General features: G+C 67.5%; 18 protein-coding genes and 1 riboswitch. All 18 genes read right to left on the bottom strand.

Annotation, left to right across the window (positions count from 1 at the left end):
- Positions 1-2: 2 nt before the first annotated feature.
- Positions 3-866: a cell envelope integrity protein TolA gene (tolA, locus tag ACG00Y_RS15955; RefSeq protein ID WP_394480476.1), complete on the bottom strand. Its 864-nt coding sequence runs from the start codon at positions 864-866 to the stop codon at positions 3-5.
- Between the two features lie 4 nt (positions 867-870).
- Entirely contained in the window at positions 871-1,305 is a 435-nt protein-coding gene (gene tolR, locus ACG00Y_RS15950; protein WP_394480474.1) for a protein TolR, read from the bottom strand.
- Complete coding sequence (gene tolQ, locus ACG00Y_RS15945; protein WP_394480472.1) at positions 1,305-1,979, bottom strand: protein TolQ; 675 nt, start codon at positions 1,977-1,979, stop codon at positions 1,305-1,307. The genes tolR and tolQ overlap by 1 nt, the downstream gene beginning before the upstream one ends.
- Positions 1,976-2,371 carry a tol-pal system-associated acyl-CoA thioesterase gene (ybgC, locus tag ACG00Y_RS15940; RefSeq protein ID WP_394480470.1) on the bottom strand — a complete coding sequence of 132 codons (396 nt, stop codon included), beginning with the start codon at positions 2,369-2,371 and terminating at the stop codon, positions 1,976-1,978. Before ybgC ends, tolQ begins: the two co-directional genes overlap by 4 nt.
- Positions 2,368-3,546, bottom strand: a complete 1,179-nt coding sequence (locus tag ACG00Y_RS15935) for a pyridoxal phosphate-dependent aminotransferase (protein ID WP_394480468.1) — start codon at positions 3,544-3,546, stop codon at positions 2,368-2,370. The genes ybgC and ACG00Y_RS15935 overlap by 4 nt, the downstream gene beginning before the upstream one ends.
- A complete protein-coding gene (nusB, locus tag ACG00Y_RS15930; protein ID WP_394480466.1) occupies positions 3,546-4,034 on the bottom strand; it encodes a transcription antitermination factor NusB in 489 nt (162 codons plus the stop codon). Before nusB ends, ACG00Y_RS15935 begins: the two co-directional genes overlap by 1 nt.
- Complete coding sequence (gene ribH / locus ACG00Y_RS15925; RefSeq protein WP_394480464.1) at positions 4,031-4,504, bottom strand: 6,7-dimethyl-8-ribityllumazine synthase; 474 nt, start codon at positions 4,502-4,504, stop codon at positions 4,031-4,033. The genes nusB and ribH overlap by 4 nt, the downstream gene beginning before the upstream one ends.
- A gap of 19 nt (positions 4,505-4,523) precedes the next feature.
- Positions 4,524-5,621, bottom strand: a complete 1,098-nt coding sequence (gene ribBA, locus ACG00Y_RS15920) for a bifunctional 3,4-dihydroxy-2-butanone-4-phosphate synthase/GTP cyclohydrolase II (protein WP_394480462.1) — start codon at positions 5,619-5,621, stop codon at positions 4,524-4,526.
- Between the two features lie 24 nt (positions 5,622-5,645).
- Entirely contained in the window at positions 5,646-6,677 is a 1,032-nt protein-coding gene (gene ribD, locus ACG00Y_RS15915) for a bifunctional diaminohydroxyphosphoribosylaminopyrimidine deaminase/5-amino-6-(5-phosphoribosylamino)uracil reductase RibD (protein ID WP_394480460.1), read from the bottom strand.
- Between the two features lie 19 nt (positions 6,678-6,696).
- Positions 6,697-8,049: a type IV pilus modification PilV family protein gene (locus tag ACG00Y_RS15910; RefSeq protein WP_394480458.1), complete on the bottom strand. Its 1,353-nt coding sequence runs from the start codon at positions 8,047-8,049 to the stop codon at positions 6,697-6,699.
- A 5-nt stretch (positions 8,050-8,054) separates the two neighbouring features.
- On the bottom strand, positions 8,055-9,353 hold the full coding sequence (locus tag ACG00Y_RS15905) for a PilX N-terminal domain-containing pilus assembly protein (protein WP_394480456.1): 1,299 nt from the start codon (positions 9,351-9,353) through the stop codon (positions 8,055-8,057).
- Positions 9,350-10,081, bottom strand: coding sequence for a PilW family protein (locus ACG00Y_RS15900; protein ID WP_394480454.1), 732 nt, complete (start codon positions 10,079-10,081; stop codon positions 9,350-9,352). The genes ACG00Y_RS15905 and ACG00Y_RS15900 overlap by 4 nt, the downstream gene beginning before the upstream one ends.
- Entirely contained in the window at positions 10,078-10,686 is a 609-nt protein-coding gene (locus ACG00Y_RS15895) for a pilus assembly FimT family protein (RefSeq protein ID WP_394480452.1), read from the bottom strand. Before ACG00Y_RS15895 ends, ACG00Y_RS15900 begins: the two co-directional genes overlap by 4 nt.
- Positions 10,667-11,149 carry a type IV pilin protein gene (locus ACG00Y_RS15890; RefSeq protein ID WP_394480450.1) on the bottom strand — a complete coding sequence of 161 codons (483 nt, stop codon included), beginning with the start codon at positions 11,147-11,149 and terminating at the stop codon, positions 10,667-10,669. The genes ACG00Y_RS15895 and ACG00Y_RS15890 overlap by 20 nt, the downstream gene beginning before the upstream one ends.
- Positions 11,150-11,249: 100 nt before the next feature.
- Positions 11,250-11,798: a GspH/FimT family pseudopilin gene (locus ACG00Y_RS15885; RefSeq protein WP_394480448.1), complete on the bottom strand. Its 549-nt coding sequence runs from the start codon at positions 11,796-11,798 to the stop codon at positions 11,250-11,252.
- 147 nt (positions 11,799-11,945) lie between these two features.
- The gene (nrdR, locus tag ACG00Y_RS15880) at positions 11,946-12,389 is read right to left on the bottom strand and encodes a transcriptional regulator NrdR (RefSeq protein WP_119046304.1); all 444 of its coding nucleotides are present in this window, start codon (positions 12,387-12,389) and stop codon (positions 11,946-11,948) included.
- 9 nt (positions 12,390-12,398) lie between these two features.
- Entirely contained in the window at positions 12,399-13,652 is a 1,254-nt protein-coding gene (gene glyA / locus ACG00Y_RS15875; protein WP_394480446.1) for a serine hydroxymethyltransferase, read from the bottom strand.
- A gap of 59 nt (positions 13,653-13,711) precedes the next feature.
- A riboswitch (ZMP/ZTP riboswitch) is annotated at positions 13,712-13,833 on the bottom strand.
- A gap of 8 nt (positions 13,834-13,841) precedes the next feature.
- Positions 13,842-14,687, bottom strand: a complete 846-nt coding sequence (locus ACG00Y_RS15870) for a lytic transglycosylase domain-containing protein (RefSeq protein WP_394480444.1) — start codon at positions 14,685-14,687, stop codon at positions 13,842-13,844.
- Positions 14,688-14,865 lie beyond the last annotated feature (178 nt).

Below are 14,865 nucleotides of genomic sequence, written 5' to 3'. Positions count from 1 at the left end.
GACTATTCGCGCGGGCGGAAGGTCAGGATCAGCACCGACGGCACGCGGCCGTCCACATCGCGGGGCAGGCGCTCGGCCTTTTCTATCGCGCGCAGCACGGCGCGGTCCCAGTCGGGGTCGGCGCTGGCCTTCAACACCTTGCTGCCGAGGATGAGGCCGTCGGGGCCGAGGTTGACCTGCACCTCGGCGGTCGGGTTGGCGCTGCCATCGTCGGGGTAGATGATGAGCGGCTTGATCTTGCCCTTGACGCGCCCCCCGTAACCGGCCGACGGCGCGGCGTTCTGGGCGGCTGTGCCGGTGGAGCCCGGCGTGCCGCCGGCCATGCCCTGGATGCGGCGCAGGTTCTCCAGCCGCAGGGCCTCCCGGCGGGCGTCAGCGTCCTTGGCGGCCTTGGCCTCCTTGGCATCTTTCGCGGCCTTCTCGTCCTTGAGCTTCTTGCGGTCCTGGGCTTCCTTGTCGGCTTTCTCCCTGGCCGCCTTGTCCTTGGCTTCCTTTTGCTTCGCCGCTTTCTCCCGCTCGACCTTGGCGGCCTCTTCGCGGGCTTTTTCTTCCTTGCGCTTCTTCTCTTTCGCGATGGCGATCTCGGCCTCGCGTTGCTCGGCGGCTGCCTCCTCGGCTGCGCGCTGCTGGGCCTGGGTGTCGGGCTTGGGCGCCTCGGGTTCGGGATCGGGCGGGGCCTCCTCACGTGGCGCGGCGACCTGCGGGATGGCCGACCACAGCTCGGCCTCGAAGGCGGGCGAGCTGTCGCTGCGCCAGCTCACACCGGCGCTGAGCGCAAGGATCAACAAGCCATGGGCGACCAGCGCAAAGGTCAGGCCGCGGCCAATGCCGGCGGCTTCAGGCGGGCGCAGCGTGGCAACGGTCATCGGCTCAATTGGCGGCGGCGCCGCTCTTCACGGCCAGGCCGACGCGCTGAATGCCGGCGCGCTGCAGCGTGTCCATGACTTGCACGACGGCCTCGTACTTGACGTTCTTGTCGGCGGAGATGACGACGGGGTTGTTCGCGTCCTTGCCCTGCGCCTTCTTGACGCGCTCGGCCAGGCGGTTGGCCGGGATGCTCTCGGGTTCCAGCTGGTCGACCTTGATCTTCAGCTGCTCGTCGGTGCCGACGATGATCTGGATGACGTGTTCGGGCTGCTGGCGGCTCTTGCCGACGCTGGGCAGGTCGACCATGCCGGTCGTGATCAGCGGCGCGCTGACCATGAAGATGATGAGCAGCACCAACATCACGTCGATGAACGGGACCATGTTGATCTCGTTCATCGTGCGGCGCCGGCGGCCGCCACGGGCGGAGACGGAAGCCATCAGTTCTGCGAGGCGTTGCGTTGCAGGATGTTGGAGAACTCTTCGATGAAGGTCTCCAGCGTGATCGCGCTGCGGTCGATCTGGCGTGCGAAGCGGTTGTAGGCGAGCACGGCCGGGATGGCGGCGAACAGGCCGATGGCCGTGGCGACCAGCGCTTCGGCGATGCCAGGCGCCACCGTGGCCAGCGTCACCTGGGTCAGGTTGGACAGGCCGACGAAGGCATGCATGATCCCCCAGATGGTGCCGAACAGGCCCACATAGGGCGACACCGAGCCCACCGACGCGAGGAAGGAGAGGTTGCTCTCCATCGCGTCCAGCTCGCGGTGGAAGCTGGCGCGCATGGCGCGGCGGGCGGCGTCGAGCAGCATGCCGGCGTCGGTCACGCGCTTCTCGCGCAGCTTCATGAACTCACGCATGCCGGACGCGAAGATTCGCTCCAGCGGCGCGCCGTCGGTGCGGCTGCCGACGGCCTGGTAGAGCTCGTTGAGGTTCTTGCCGCTCCAGAACTCGGCCTCGAAGGCGTCGTTGCGGCGCTTGATCTGGCCCAGGCCGATGAGCTTGCCGAAGATGACGCTCCAGCTCGCGATCGACACGATCAGCAGGCCCGCGATGACGAGCTGCACGGCCAGGCTGGCATGCAGGATCAGGGAGACGATGGACAGGTCTTGGTTCATGCGGTGATCGCGGCCACGACGGAGTCGGGCAGGCGTTGGGGTTTCAGGTCGTCGGCGCGCACGCAGCCGATGCGGATCTCGCCTTCGGCAAGCAGCGTGCCGCCGCGCAGCGCGCGCTGGCGCACGACGAGGCTGGCGCGGCCGGCAGGTTCGGGTTCGACGGTGATGGTCAGCAGGTCGTCGAGGCGGGCCGGCGCGGCATAGCGCATGTTGGTCGCGGCGACGACGAAGATGAGGCCGGTGTCTTCACGCAGCTGGTGCTGCTCCACGCCCGCCGCGCGCAGCCACTCAGTGCGGGCGCGCTCGAAGAACTTCAGGTAGTTGGCATAGAAGACGATGCCGCCTGCGTCGGTATCTTCCCAGTAGACACGGATCGGGAACTCGAAGCTCACGAGAGCACCTCGCGAAGACGGCGCATGGCTTCGTGCAAGTCGTCCATCGACGACGCGAAGGACAGGCGCATCCAGCGCTGCGGTTCGGCCAAGCCAAAGTCGCGGCCCGGCGTCAGTGCGACCTGGGCGCTCTGCAGCAGCTCGTGGGCGAAGGCCCAGCTGTCGGCGTGATGGCGGCTGATGTCCATCCAGGCGTAGAAGGCGCCGTCGGGCGCGACGGGCACGGTCAGGCCGAGGTCGTTGAGGGCCGACACCACGTAGTCGCGGCGCTCGCGCAGCACGTTGCGGCGGCGCTCGAACTCGGCGATGGAGGCGGGCTCGAAGGCCGAGAGCGCCGCCATCTGCGCCAGCGTGGACGGGCAGATGTAGAGGTTCTGCGCCAGCCGCTCGATGGCCGGAACCAGGGCAGGGGGCAGCACCAGCCAGCCCAGCCGCCAGCCGGTCATGCCGAAGTACTTGGAGAAGCTATTGACGGAGACGATGTCGTCGCCGAGCGCCAAGGCGCTGTGGCTGAAATGCTCGTCGTAGCTCAGCGGCAGGTAGATCTCGTCGACGACCGTCACGCCACCGCGCTCGCGCACGAAGCCGGCGATATCGGCCAGCACCTCGGGCGCGATGGACGTGCCGGTCGGGTTGCTGGGCGAGGCCAGCAGCACGCCGCGCGTGGCCGGCGTCCAGGCGTCGTGCACCTGACTGGCGTCCAGCTGGAAGCGCTCGGCCGCGCCGGTCGGCAGCAGGCGCGGCGTGGCGTCCGCCGCTGTCACGAAATGGCGGTTGCAGGGGTAGCAGGGGTCGGGCATCAGCACCTCGTCGCCACGCTCGAAGAGGGCGAGGCAGGCGAGCTGCAGGCCGGCCGACGCACCGGCCGTGATGGCGATGCGCTCGGGCGCGATGATCAGGCCATAGCGCTGGGCGTACCACTGGGAGATGGCTTCTCGCAGCGCCGGCAGGCCGAGGGCGTCGGTGTAAGGCGTGGGGCCGTTGGCTATGCGGGTGACGGCCTCGCGCACGGCCGGCGCGGGGCCGAAGTCAGGTTCACCGATATTGAGGCGGATCATGCGCCGGCCGCCCTGGGCCGGGTCGCACAGCGGCCCGGCCGCGACCTGCGCCGCAGCCTTGGCCAGCTCCATCACGTAGAAGGGCTCGATGCGGTCGAGGCGCCCTGCCAGTTTCATCAGCGCTTGGCTGCGACCTCAGAGGGCCGCAGGTCGCCGGCCGCACGGTCCAGCACACCGTTGACGTACTTGTGGCCATCGGTGCCGCCGAAGGATTTGGCCAGCTCGACGGCTTCGTTGATCGCGACGCGGTAGGGAATGTCCAGGCAGTGCTGCAACTCGTAGGCACCGATCATCAGGATGGCGTGCTCGATGGGCGACAGCTCGGTGGTCTTGCGGTCGACATGGCGCGACAGGATGGCGTCGAGGTCAACGGCCTCGTTGACGCAGCCGGTCAGCAAGGCGTCGTAGTGCTTGAGGTCGAGCTTTGCGTAGCCGTCCTGCTCGCGGCCCAGGGCGACGATGGCACCGATGTCCTCGCCGGTCAGCAGCCACTGGTAGAGGCCTTGCAGCGCAGCCTCGCGCGAGCGGCGGCGGGCGGACTTGACGGTCGGGCGCTTGCCGGCGGGTCTGGCCGTCTTGGTGGCGGTCTTCTGGGGTGCGTTCACGCGATCTCTTTCAGCAGATTGGCCATCTCGACGGCAACGCGGGCAGCGTCGCGGCCCTTGGGTTCGGCGCGGGCCCAGGCCTGGGCCTCGTTCTCGACGGTCAGGATGGCGTTGGCGATCGGCAGGCCGTGGTCCAGGCCGACGCGGGTCACGGCGGCGCCGCTCTCGTTGGCGACCAGCTCGAAGTGGTAGGTCTCGCCGCGGATGATGCAGCCCAGCGCGATGAGGGCGTCATAGTCGTTCGTCTCTGCCAGCGCCTGCAGCGCCAGCGGCACCTCCAGCGCGCCGGGCACGGTGACGTGGCGGATGGCCTCGGTGGGCACGCCCAACACCGACAGCTCGGCCAGGCAGGCGCTGGCCAGCGACGAGGTGATGGCGTCGTTGAAGCGCGCCTGGACGATGGCGACGGTCAGGTCACTGCCATCGAGGGCGCCCTCGAAACTGGGCAGGCCTTGGTCGGAGTCTTGCATCGCTAGCCTCTCGTTCGTGTCAGCGGGTAGGGGGAGCGACGAAACCCGTCACTTCGAGGCCGTAGCCGGTCATGCTGGGCATGCGGCGCGGGCTGCCGAGCAGCTTCATGCGGTGCACGCCCAGCGACTTCAGGATCTGGGCGCCGACGCCGTAGGTGCGCAGGTCCATCGCGCCCTTGACCGGGGCGGCGGCCTTCTCGGTGCGAGCACGCGCCAGCACGCCGGCGGCGTCCTCGCCGCAGTTCAGCAGCACGACGACGCCAGCAGCGCTGGCCTTCACCGCGCTGAGCGCCGCAGGCAGTCCCCAGGAGTGGCCGCAGGGGCCGGCTTCCAGCAGGTCCATCACCGACAGCGGCTCGTGCACGCGCACGAGGACTTCCGCTTCGGCCGTCCATTGACCGTGGCTCAGTGCCAGGTGCGTGCCGCCCGTGCGGTCGGTGAAGACCTGGCAGGCGAACTCGCCCTGGGCCGTGTTGAGCTGCCGCTCGGCGACGCGCTGCACGAGGCTCTCGTGGCGGCTGCGGTAGGCAATGAGGTCGGCGATGGTGCCGATCTTCAGGCCGTGTTCCTTGGCGAAGACTTCCAGGTCCGGCAGGCGGGCCATGGTGCCGTCGTCCTTCATGATCTCGCAGATCACCGACGTGGCCGACAGGCCGGCCATGTGGGCGAGGTCGCAGCCGGCCTCGGTATGGCCGGCGCGCATCAGAACGCCGCCGTCCTGTGCCTGCAGCGGGAAGATGTGGCCGGGCTGGACGAGGTCGCTGGCCTTGGCGCCGGGCGCGACGGCCGCCTGTACGGTGCGGGCGCGGTCCGCAGCGGAGATGCCGGTCGTGACGCCGGTGGCGGCCTCGATGGAGACGGTGAAGGCCGTGCCGTGCTGAGTGCCGTTGCGGCGCGTCATCGGCGGCAACTGCAGGCGCTCGCAATGCTCCCGCGGCAGCGTCAGGCAGATCAGGCCACGGCCGTGCTTGGCCATGAAGTTGATGGCTTCGGGCGTGACGAGGTCGGCGGCCAGGACGAGATCGCCCTCGTTTTCGCGGTCTTCCTCGTCGACAAGGATGACCATGCGACCGGCGGCCAGCTCGGCCACCAGCTCGGGAATGGGGGAGATGGGCATAGCCGGCGATTGTAGGTGGCGACCCTAGGCTGGACGCAGCCTGAGACGCAGATCCTGGCCGAATGGTGTGGCTTCCACGAAGCGCCAGCGGCGGGCATCGGCCAGCCCTGCAAGTGGGCTCAACGCGGCCAGTGGCCGGCCTTCGCCGATCAGCAGCGGCGCCTGGTAGATGAGGAGTTCGTCGACGAGGCCGGCATCGATGAAGGCGCCGGACAGGACGGGGCCGGCTTCGACATGCAGCTCGTTGATGCCTTGCGCGCCCAGCTCGGCCAGCAGCGTCGACAGGTCCGCACGGCCCGGGCCGATGATGCGCGCCTCGCCCGGCGGCTGCAGGATGCGTGCGCTGGCCGGCAGCCGGCCTTGCGGGTCCAGCACGATGCGCAGCGGCTGCCTGGCGGTCGGCACGAGGCGGACGTCCAGCCGCGGGTCATCGGCCAGCACGGTGCCGATGCCGGTCAGCACCGCACCGGCGCGCTTGCGCCAGGCATGGCCATCGGCGCGTGCGGCCTCGCCGGTGATCCACTGGCTGCGGCCGTCGGGCAGCGCGGTGCGACCGTCCAGCGAGATGGCCGACTTCAGCCGCACGAACGGCCGGCCACGCTGCATGCGCGAGAAGAAGCCGATGTTGAGTTCGCGTGCGGCGTCGGCAAAGGTCTCTTCGGCCAGGTCAACGGCAATGCCCGCGGCGCGCAGTCGGGCCAGGCCCTGGCCGGCGACCTGCGGGTTGGGGTCCTGCACAGCGACGACGACCCGCGCGATGCCGGCGGCGATCAGCGCGTCGCAGCAGGGCGGTGTACGGCCATGGTGGGAGCAGGGCTCCAGCGTGACGATGGCCGTTGCACCGCGCACGTCCCGGCCGCGCTTCGCAGCATCGCGCAGCGCCATGACCTCGGCATGGGCCTGGCCGGCGGCCTGTGTGTGGCCGGCGCCCAGCTCTTGGCCATCAGCGTCGAGGATGACGCAACCGACACGCGGATTGGGGTCGCTCAGACCAATGGCTTCGGCGGCAAGCGCCAGCGCGCGGTGCAGCGCGGCGGAGGTGTCTAGGACGGGCATCCGCCCAGTCTAGCCAGGGTCAGGGCGAGGTCGCTGCGGCCGGCGGCAGCGGCATCTCGTGGGTGGCGTAGTCGATGAAGAGGTCGGTCGCCGTGGCCCGCGACGGGCAGGACACATCGCCGCGCACGACGAGGAAGTTCTGCCGGGCCAGCGAATGGCTGACGGCGCGGTAAGTCTCGGGATGCTCTTCGTTGTCGATCTTGAAGAACGGCTGCTTGCCGGCTTCCGGGTTCACCCAGTAGGTGTAGCCGTTGCCGTTGTAGTCGGCGCTGTAGCGACAGACCTTGAACTGTGTGGCGGAGGTGCCGAGGTCCAAACCGGTCACGTACACCTTGCCCCACCAGTTGCGCGGCGTCTGAGTGTTGGGATAGACGATGCAGTTGTAGTTGACGAAGGTCTGCGTCGACGACGTAGTCGTGGGCGCGTCGGTGAAACACACGTGATTCGGCGTGAGGGGGTAGTCGCGTCCGCCAACGAAAACCTCGAGGCCGCCCTTCGTTTCCTTGTGCTCGCTGGGAATCAGGTTGACGTAGATCGATACCGGCCGCGCCGTGCCGTCTGGCGCCTCCGGCCGGGGCGTATTGCTGCTGGAGAAGCGGATAGCGCCGCTGACCAGATAGCCGATGGTGTTGTTCTTGCAGGACTCGACGCTGGACGGCGTCAGCGTCGAGACCGCCGTGTCGACCGCGATGTCGCAAAGGCCTGTGATGACGCCCGAAGCGTTATTGAACACCCAGACAGCCGGGCTGCCACCGCCGGGCCGGAAGGCGCTGGAGCCATTGCCGAGATCCTTGGCGCCAGGTGGCACTGCCGGGTTGCGGCCGTCTGGCGTGCGCACGCCATGGGTGGGTGGCGTGACACCAAGCGCGAAGGAAAAGGCCGGATCGGTGCGGGAGATGACGGTGTCCAGGGCCAGCTTCTGCGCGCCGCCACCGCGGTCTTCCCAGGTCACCGTCACCTTGATCGTCTGCCCCCTGATGGCCTGGGGCTCCGTCTCGCCTGCCGCCGTGACGCCGTACAGGGGCACCACCTTGCGCTCGACGACGAACGAGGTGTTTGAATTCTCGCCAACGACGGTGCGGGCCGCGATCACCTTGAGCAGGTTGTCTTCATAGTCCCTGACGGAAGGGTCCGCGCCGCTGGCTTTCTTGAGTACCGAGAAGGCGCGCAAAGTTTCAATCTCGGCCTGAGCGATGCGCATCGCCTCGCTGCGCTGCTTGGCCAGGTCGCCGCTCTGGCGCAGGTTGCTGAGCAGGCCCACCAGCGCCACCATGCCGAAGGACATGACCACCAGCGCCACGAGCGCCTCGATCAAGGTCACGCCGCGCTGGAAGGTGCGGCCGCCGCGTGATTGGAAGACTAGGGAGTGCATGGCCATCACAGGTTGTCGATCCAGCCACCGGGCACCCGCACATAGCTGCCCATGCGGTTGCGCAGCTGATCTGCCACGGCTTGCTGGTAGACGATGTCCATGCGCCCTCCAGTCACCATGGCGCCGCCCACCAGCACGATGCCGTTGATGACCGAAGGCGCCGAACCGGCGTTGGTCCAGCTGACGTCTCCGGAGGACACCAGCATGCCGTTGAGCTGGAAGGCGCCGTCCAGCGTGACGTCGCCGGAGGCCACGATGAGCAGCGGGTCGTTGATGCTGCCGAGCACCTTGTTGCTGCCGATCGTCAACGGGCCGTCCACCCAGAGCATGCGCTGGCCGGCCTTGTAGGCGGTCTCGATCGCCTGGGCGCAGTCGCCGTTGCAGCTGAGCCTGCGCAGAGCCGGGTGCTCCTGGTACTTGGCGCTGCTGGCGCCCATGAACATCTTGAACACCGCTTCTGCGTCGGCAGTGCCCTGCAGCGTCCTGTCGGTCTGCACCACCGTCTGGGCGACCGATGTGCCGGGCACGCTCTCAAGCCGGCCATCGACCATGCCGCTCCAACTGCCGCCCAGCACCGCAAGCATGCCGTTGGCGAGCGCGTCGGTGTTGTGCAGGCCCAGGCCGGCGCCGGTCGACTCGACATTGCCGCGCACGACCAGCGGCGTGTTCGGTGGGCTGCGGACCGCGCTGACGAGGCCGACCATGGCCTGCAGGAGATTCCTGGACACCTGCTCCTTGCTGCGCTCGGCGGCCTTGTTTCTGTCTTGGCAATCTTCGAGGGCACTGGTGGTGCAGCCGGTGATGAGCAGGCTCAGGGTGCCGCCGCGCGGCCCGCCTTCGAGAAGAACGCCGAAACTGGGACTCTGTTCGCCGCCGACGATCGCCGGCCGCGCCGAATTCGCGGCCGTGGCCGCCGGGCAGCGGCAGACCCAGGCGTCCGTCGCCACGTCGCGCGCGCAATCGACGATGCCGATCGCGTCTTCGGAGGTGGATGTGATACGGCGGTCGGCGGGATCTATCGTCAGATACCGGTCGGAAAAGCGCTGACCACCTTCGGCAACAGGCTTGCAGGTGTTGTCGACGGCTGTGCCGTTGAGTTGGGCCAGCGTCCATTCGATGCCGGCCTCGGATGCCTCGAGCGATGCGCTGGCGCGGAAGAAGTTGCCCGACACGCGCTGCTCGAACAACAGGCTGCGGTTGGCATAGGCCGCCAAAAGCGCCATCACGAGGAACAGCACCATGACGACGACCAGCGTCGCGGCGCCCTGTTCGCGGCGCGGTGATGAGGGGCTGCGCGGCATCATGCGGGGCAGGCTCCCTTGATGACGTCGGCACGCATGCGCCCGACATTGGACAGCGTGCGCTTGACCTTGGCGTCGTGCTTGGCCTCGGCGGTGATCGTGAACTTGACGCGGCGCACCTCGAAGGTCGGGCAGGCCGTCACCCCTCCCGCAGCGGCCGGGGTGCAGGGCTTGTCGCAGAAGTCGGGCAGATCGACCGGCTTGGATTCGATGTCGATGTTGAAGCCGGTGATGCGGATACTTTCAGGATCGGTGATGGGCTGCCAATTGCCGGCGCCACCCGGGCTGCCGATCTGCACGTACAGCGTTTCCTTGCCTTTGTTCCAACGGATGCCGAAGTGGTCGGCATCGACCGGCTCGCCGGTGGAGCCGTCGCGGGCGTACAGATAGGTCAGCGAGACGTCGTCGTTACGTTCCGTCTTGACCATCTCGACAAACTTGTTGGCCGTGACCACGCCCGCTGATTTTTCCGCCTGCGTGCCGACGGCCATCGGCGGCGACCACACGCCTTGACCGGGCAAGCCGCGGAAGCCGGCACGGCGCAAGTCCTGCTGGATCAGGTCGGCCGCAGCGCGCAAGTCCTGCTGAATCTGGGTTTCCAGCATCAGCCGACGGTGCTCGTTGATCTGGTTGACGGCGACCATGGAGGCACCCGCCGCGACGATGAGCCCGACGGTGATGCCCACCATCAGTTCGACAAGGCCCAGACCGCGCTGCTGGAAGGACGTCATGCCCCCCCCTGTGCTGCGCATGTCGGAAACCCGCTCATGCTGCCGTCCGGCGAACAAGTACGCACCCGCCCGGAACTGATGTACTCGACGCGCAGCTTGGCCTGGGTCCGCGTGCCGATCACCGTCACGTGGACGTTGTTGGTGTTGGTCACGTAGTTGCCCCGCATGAAATTGACAACATAGGGGTTGCTGGCTACCCATTCGCCAGTTGCGGAGAAGGTGACCGAGGAATCCTTCGGCAGCAAGAACTCGCGCAGCAGCCGGCCGTTGCCGACGGAACAGAGACGCTCCCCCGAGCGATTGCAGCGGCAGACGTCAATCACGTCATCGGTGCTGAGGCGCACACAGCTGAATTCACCGATGGTTGCCGGTACGGGCTGCAGGTGGATGTTCACCTTACCGCCCAGGCTGGTCGCTTCGGACCGCGCCTGCACGAAGATGCTGGCGATCTCGCCGGCCGCAGCGACGACGCGGCGGCGCTCCATCATGTTGCTCAACGAGGGGACGGCCACGGCAAGCAGAACGCCCAGAATCGCCACGCCGATGAGCATTTCCACCAGCGTGACGCCGGCGCGACGGACATGACTAGGTCGAAGAAGAGCCATGATCGCGCCCCCAGCAGTTCTTGGCGCTGCTCACGCCCTTGGAATCCACGGCCTCGTACTTGAAGATCGAGCCGTCGAGCCTGATGCTGAGCGTGGCGCAATCGCGGTCCGACGCCTGGCTGCCACCACGCTTCGGCGTCGCCGTGACCACATAACCCGACTTGAAGCCCGACTCGCCGATGCCTGCAAAACTGACGTCGTAGTACTTGTAGACCTTCTCGACGTTCACGGAAAGCGTGTCGACCGAATCGGCATACGCCGCATGGTTGGACCGGTAGCGCTCCTGTGCCTGCGTGAGCGCCGACAGCGCCGCGATGGCATCCGCGCGACGGCTGCGCTGGATCGTGGATGTAAACGCCGGATAGGCGATTGAAGCCAGGATGCCCACCACGACGACGGCGATCATCAGCTCCATGAGCGTGAAACCGCCAAAGCGCAGGCGTGGATGGATCGGTTGTCGCATGTGTGCAATTTTCCGCACCATGGGTCGGTTCAGTGGTTACGGTGCTGCCGCTCGTCGCCGCATACGCACCGTCGGTCGCCAACACGCACGAATGAGGGGCTCAGGCGCAGTTGCTCATGCCAGCCAGCTTGGCGCCCGTGGCGCAACTGCGAACGCGGCCCGTGATGGCGATGACCTGCCGGATGCCGGGGCCGTTGTCCAGGCTCAATTCGATGCTGCCGGTCTGCGTCACCAGCCCCTGGCGATGCTGGAACACCAGCGTCTCGGCATTGCTGCGCAGCCGCATAGCCTGGCTCGTCGGCAACCATTCGGCCTTGATGACCTGGCTGCCCGGCGCCTTGCAGACGGCCTGGCCGCCGGCGCAATCGCAGTCGTTGCGGGCGCCGGTGTGCAGCACGTAGCAGGCATTGGCACCCTTGCCGCTGACGCGGAAGTAGACCGACTCGCCCGCATTGACCGCCTCGCTGCGGGCAAGGCGCAGGTCACCGGCCAGGGCGTTGGCGGCGCCGCGCAGGGCCTGCTCCTGGCGCAGCTTGCTCAACGACGGCACAGCCTGGCCGAGCAGCGCGGCGGTGATGCCCAGGCAGGTGCACAGCTCCACCAGAGTGAAACCGAAGCTGTTGCGGCGGGTGGTGGAGGTGCGGTTCATGGCGGCTTCCTGCGGTTCGTTGTCGATGAACGAACTCTAGGAAGCAGCACTCCCTGCGTCTTTCCCCCCGAGGGCGGAGTGAAGAGGGGGGAGGGGAGGACGGCATCCCCCACGCCTCCCCCTGACGGGGGATAGGGAAACCCCGGATCAGATCTCGCGGATCAGCTGCCGGAACTCGTCCACGTCTTCGAAGCTACGGTAGACCGACGCAAAGCGCACGTAGGCGACCTTGTCGATGCGCTTCAATTCGCGCATGACCAGCTCGCCCAGCCGGGTGGACGCGATCTCGCGCGCGCCGCTGGCGAGCAGCTTTTCCTCGATGCGGTTGATGGCAGCGTCGATCTGCTCGACGCTGACCGGCCGCTTGCGCAGCGCAAGCTGCATGGAGGCACGCAGCTTGGAGGCGTCGAAATCGGCCCGTCGCCCGTCCTTCTTGACGACCGAGGGCAGGGCTATGTCCGGCCGCTCATAGGTCGTGAAGCGCTTGTCGCAGGACAGGCAGCGGCGCCGGCGCCGCACGACGTCGCCCTCATCCGATTCCCGGGTCTCGGCGACCTGGGTTTCGGTGTGAGAGCAGAACGGGCAGCGCATTGACCCGGCTTAGCCGCGGTAGACGGGGAAGGCGGCCGTCAGCGCGGCAACCTTCTCGCGCACGGCGGCCAGGTTGGCCTCGTCGTGCGGCTTGTCCAGCACGTCGGCGATCAGGTGAGCCGTCTGGCGAACCTGCTCCTCCTTGAAACCGCGCGTCGTCATGGCCGGCGTGCCCAGGCGGACACCGCTGGTGACCATGGGCTTCTGCGGATCGTTCGGGATGCCGTTCTTGTTGCAGGTCATGTGGGCGGCGCCCAGGATGGCCTCGGCTTCCTTGCCGGTCAGGTTCTTGGGGCGCAGGTCGACCAGCATGACGTGGCTTTCCGTGCCGCCGGAGACGATGCGCAGGCCGCGCTCGATCAGCGTCTCGGCCAGCACCTTGGCGTTCTTGACGACCTGCTCCTGGTAGGCCTTGAACTCGGGCGTCAGGGCTTCCTTGAACGCCACGGCCTTGCCTGCGATCACATGCATCAGCGGGCCGCCCTGAATGCCGGGGAAGATGGCCGAGTTGATCTTCTTGGCAATCGCCTCGTCGTTCGTGAGGATGATGCCGCCGCGCGGGCCGCGCAGGCTCTTGTGCGTCGTGGACGTGACGACGTCGGCGTGCGGCAGCGGGTTGGGGTAGGCGCCTGCTGCGATCAGGCCAGCGTAATGCGCCATGTCGACCATGAAGTAGGCGCCGATCTCCTTGGCTATTCTGCCGAAGCGCTCGAAATCGATGCGCAGCGAGTAGGCCGAGGCGCCGGCAATGATGAGCTTGGGCTTCTTCTCGCGGGCCAGGGCTTCCATCGCGTCGTAGTCGATGGCTTCGTTGGCGTCCAGGCCATAGCTGACGACGTTGAACCACTTGCCGCTCATGTTCAGCGCCATGCCGTGGGTCAGATGGCCGCCTTCGGCCAGGCTCATGCCCATGATGGTGTCACCGGGCTGCAGCAGCGCGAAGAACACACCCTGGTTGGCCTGCGAACCGGAGTTGGGCTGCACGTTGGCGAACTCGGCGCCGAACAACTGCTTGACGCGGTCGATGGCCAGTTGCTCGGCCACGTCGACGTACTCGCAGCCACCGTAATAGCGCTTGCCTGGGTAGCCCTCGGCGTACTTGTTGGTCAGCTGGCTGCCCTGGGCTTCCATGACGGCGGGCGAGGTGTAGTTCTCGCTGGCGATCAGCTCGATGTGATCTTCCTGGCGGCGGGTCTCGTTCTGGACGGCGGTCCAGAGTTCGGGGTCGACCAGGGCGAGGGTGGAGGTGTTGCGATCAAACATGGCAGTGTTTCCGAAGGTCAGGCGATGAATCCCAGGCGCTCACGAGCTGGCGTGACGAACTGGGCTGCCCAGGCGAACGGCTGAAAGCGATTGCCCTATCGAAGACAGCCGCCTCACGCTCCCCGGTGGTGGCCCACCTCAGGTCAGCTTGTGACCCTGATCGCCAGTCGCGTGAGCGGCCAGTGTAAATCAGCGCAGCAGCGCGATCTGCTCAGAATCGGCAGCCAAAGGCGCCGAAGCGGGCTCGCGCGCGGGCCGCGCAACGGTTGCCGGGTGCACGCTGCGGCCACCGGCCACCGCCTTCAGCAGGTCATGTTCGGCCAGCACGCGGGCGGTGTAGCCGGTGTCCTCGGGCAGGTTGGCGCCGCCGACGTACCAGCGCAGGCCATCTTCCAGGCTGCCGGCGCGGTGGATGCATTCCTTCAGTACCTGCACGCCGACGCGCAGGTTGGTGACCGGGTCGAAGGCCGCATGGATGCCGCCGAAGGCCTCGTACTTGTCGTCGTGCACGCGGGTCATGACCTGCATCAGGCCCTGGGCGCCGACAGGACTCTGCGCAAACGGGTTGAAGCGCGATTCGATGGCCATGATGGCCAGGATCAGCGTCGGCTCGACCTTGGCGCGGCTGCCCACTGCCCAGGCTTCCTGCACGAGGCGGCTGATGGGCTCCGGCGCCACGCTGTAGCGGCGCGCCAGCCAGTGGGCCACGGCGGATTGCTGGCGGCTCAGTTCGCGCGGGTCCGTGGCTGTCGCCCGGGCAATCGCGTCGGGTTCGGCGGGCAGCAGCATGCTGCCATCGGCCTCCGCACGGGCTTCGTGGCGGGCGTTCAGCCAACCCAAGGTGGCCGACTCCACCTTCTCGCGCAGCCCCGCCTGACTCGAAAACACCAGCAGCACCGCCACCACGGCCAGCCCGACGAGCGCCAGCGTGTTGTGGCTGACGACCAGCATGCCGTTGCCGATGTCCTTGACGAACAGCGACACCGACTGCCGTGTGTGGCGAGCCAGGGTGATCAGGTCTTGACGTGTCGTCATGCAGCTCCTTGGAGGTCGCTGCCCGCCACAGGCTGCCGTTCGGCGGTCTGGAAGGGGCGACGGTGATAATTTCACGGGCTTCGGTTTGGCCTGCGCCCCACCGTTCGGCTTCAGTAGAAACCCGAAGCGGCGGATTTTACGGTCGGAAGATAACCAGTCAAGGCCGTTCCGGCCATTC

The organism is Pelomonas parva, assembly GCF_043555835.1.
In the GTDB taxonomy this organism is placed as follows: domain Bacteria; phylum Pseudomonadota; class Gammaproteobacteria; order Burkholderiales; family Burkholderiaceae_C; genus Pelomonas; species Pelomonas parva.
The sequence above is the reverse complement of the archived record's forward strand: the minus strand, read 5'-3'. Positions and strand labels throughout refer to the sequence as shown.

Coding starts and splice junctions, on each gene's coding strand:
- tolA (WP_394480476.1), bottom strand. CDS start 866: ATGACCGTTGCCACGCTGCGCCCGCCTGAAGCCGCCGGCATTGGCCGC.
- tolR (WP_394480474.1), bottom strand. CDS start 1,305: ATGGCTTCCGTCTCCGCCCGTGGCGGCCGCCGGCGCCGCACGATGAAC.
- tolQ (WP_394480472.1), bottom strand. CDS start 1,979: ATGAACCAAGACCTGTCCATCGTCTCCCTGATCCTGCATGCCAGCCTG.
- ACG00Y_RS15935 (WP_394480468.1), bottom strand. CDS start 3,546: ATGAAACTGGCAGGGCGCCTCGACCGCATCGAGCCCTTCTACGTGATG.
- ribH (WP_394480464.1), bottom strand. CDS start 4,504: ATGCAAGACTCCGACCAAGGCCTGCCCAGTTTCGAGGGCGCCCTCGAT.
- ribBA (WP_394480462.1), bottom strand. CDS start 5,621: ATGCCCATCTCCCCCATTCCCGAGCTGGTGGCCGAGCTGGCCGCCGGT.
- ribD (WP_394480460.1), bottom strand. CDS start 6,677: ATGCCCGTCCTAGACACCTCCGCCGCGCTGCACCGCGCGCTGGCGCTT.
- ACG00Y_RS15910 (WP_394480458.1), bottom strand. CDS start 8,049: ATGCACTCCCTAGTCTTCCAATCACGCGGCGGCCGCACCTTCCAGCGC.
- ACG00Y_RS15905 (WP_394480456.1), bottom strand. CDS start 9,353: ATGATGCCGCGCAGCCCCTCATCACCGCGCCGCGAACAGGGCGCCGCG.
- ACG00Y_RS15900 (WP_394480454.1), bottom strand. CDS start 10,081: ATGACGTCCTTCCAGCAGCGCGGTCTGGGCCTTGTCGAACTGATGGTG.
- ACG00Y_RS15895 (WP_394480452.1), bottom strand. CDS start 10,686: ATGGCTCTTCTTCGACCTAGTCATGTCCGTCGCGCCGGCGTCACGCTG.
- ACG00Y_RS15890 (WP_394480450.1), bottom strand. CDS start 11,149: ATGCGACAACCGATCCATCCACGCCTGCGCTTTGGCGGTTTCACGCTC.
- ACG00Y_RS15885 (WP_394480448.1), bottom strand. CDS start 11,798: ATGAACCGCACCTCCACCACCCGCCGCAACAGCTTCGGTTTCACTCTG.
- nrdR (WP_119046304.1), bottom strand. CDS start 12,389: ATGCGCTGCCCGTTCTGCTCTCACACCGAAACCCAGGTCGCCGAGACC.
- glyA (WP_394480446.1), bottom strand. CDS start 13,652: ATGTTTGATCGCAACACCTCCACCCTCGCCCTGGTCGACCCCGAACTC.
- ACG00Y_RS15870 (WP_394480444.1), bottom strand. CDS start 14,687: ATGACGACACGTCAAGACCTGATCACCCTGGCTCGCCACACACGGCAG.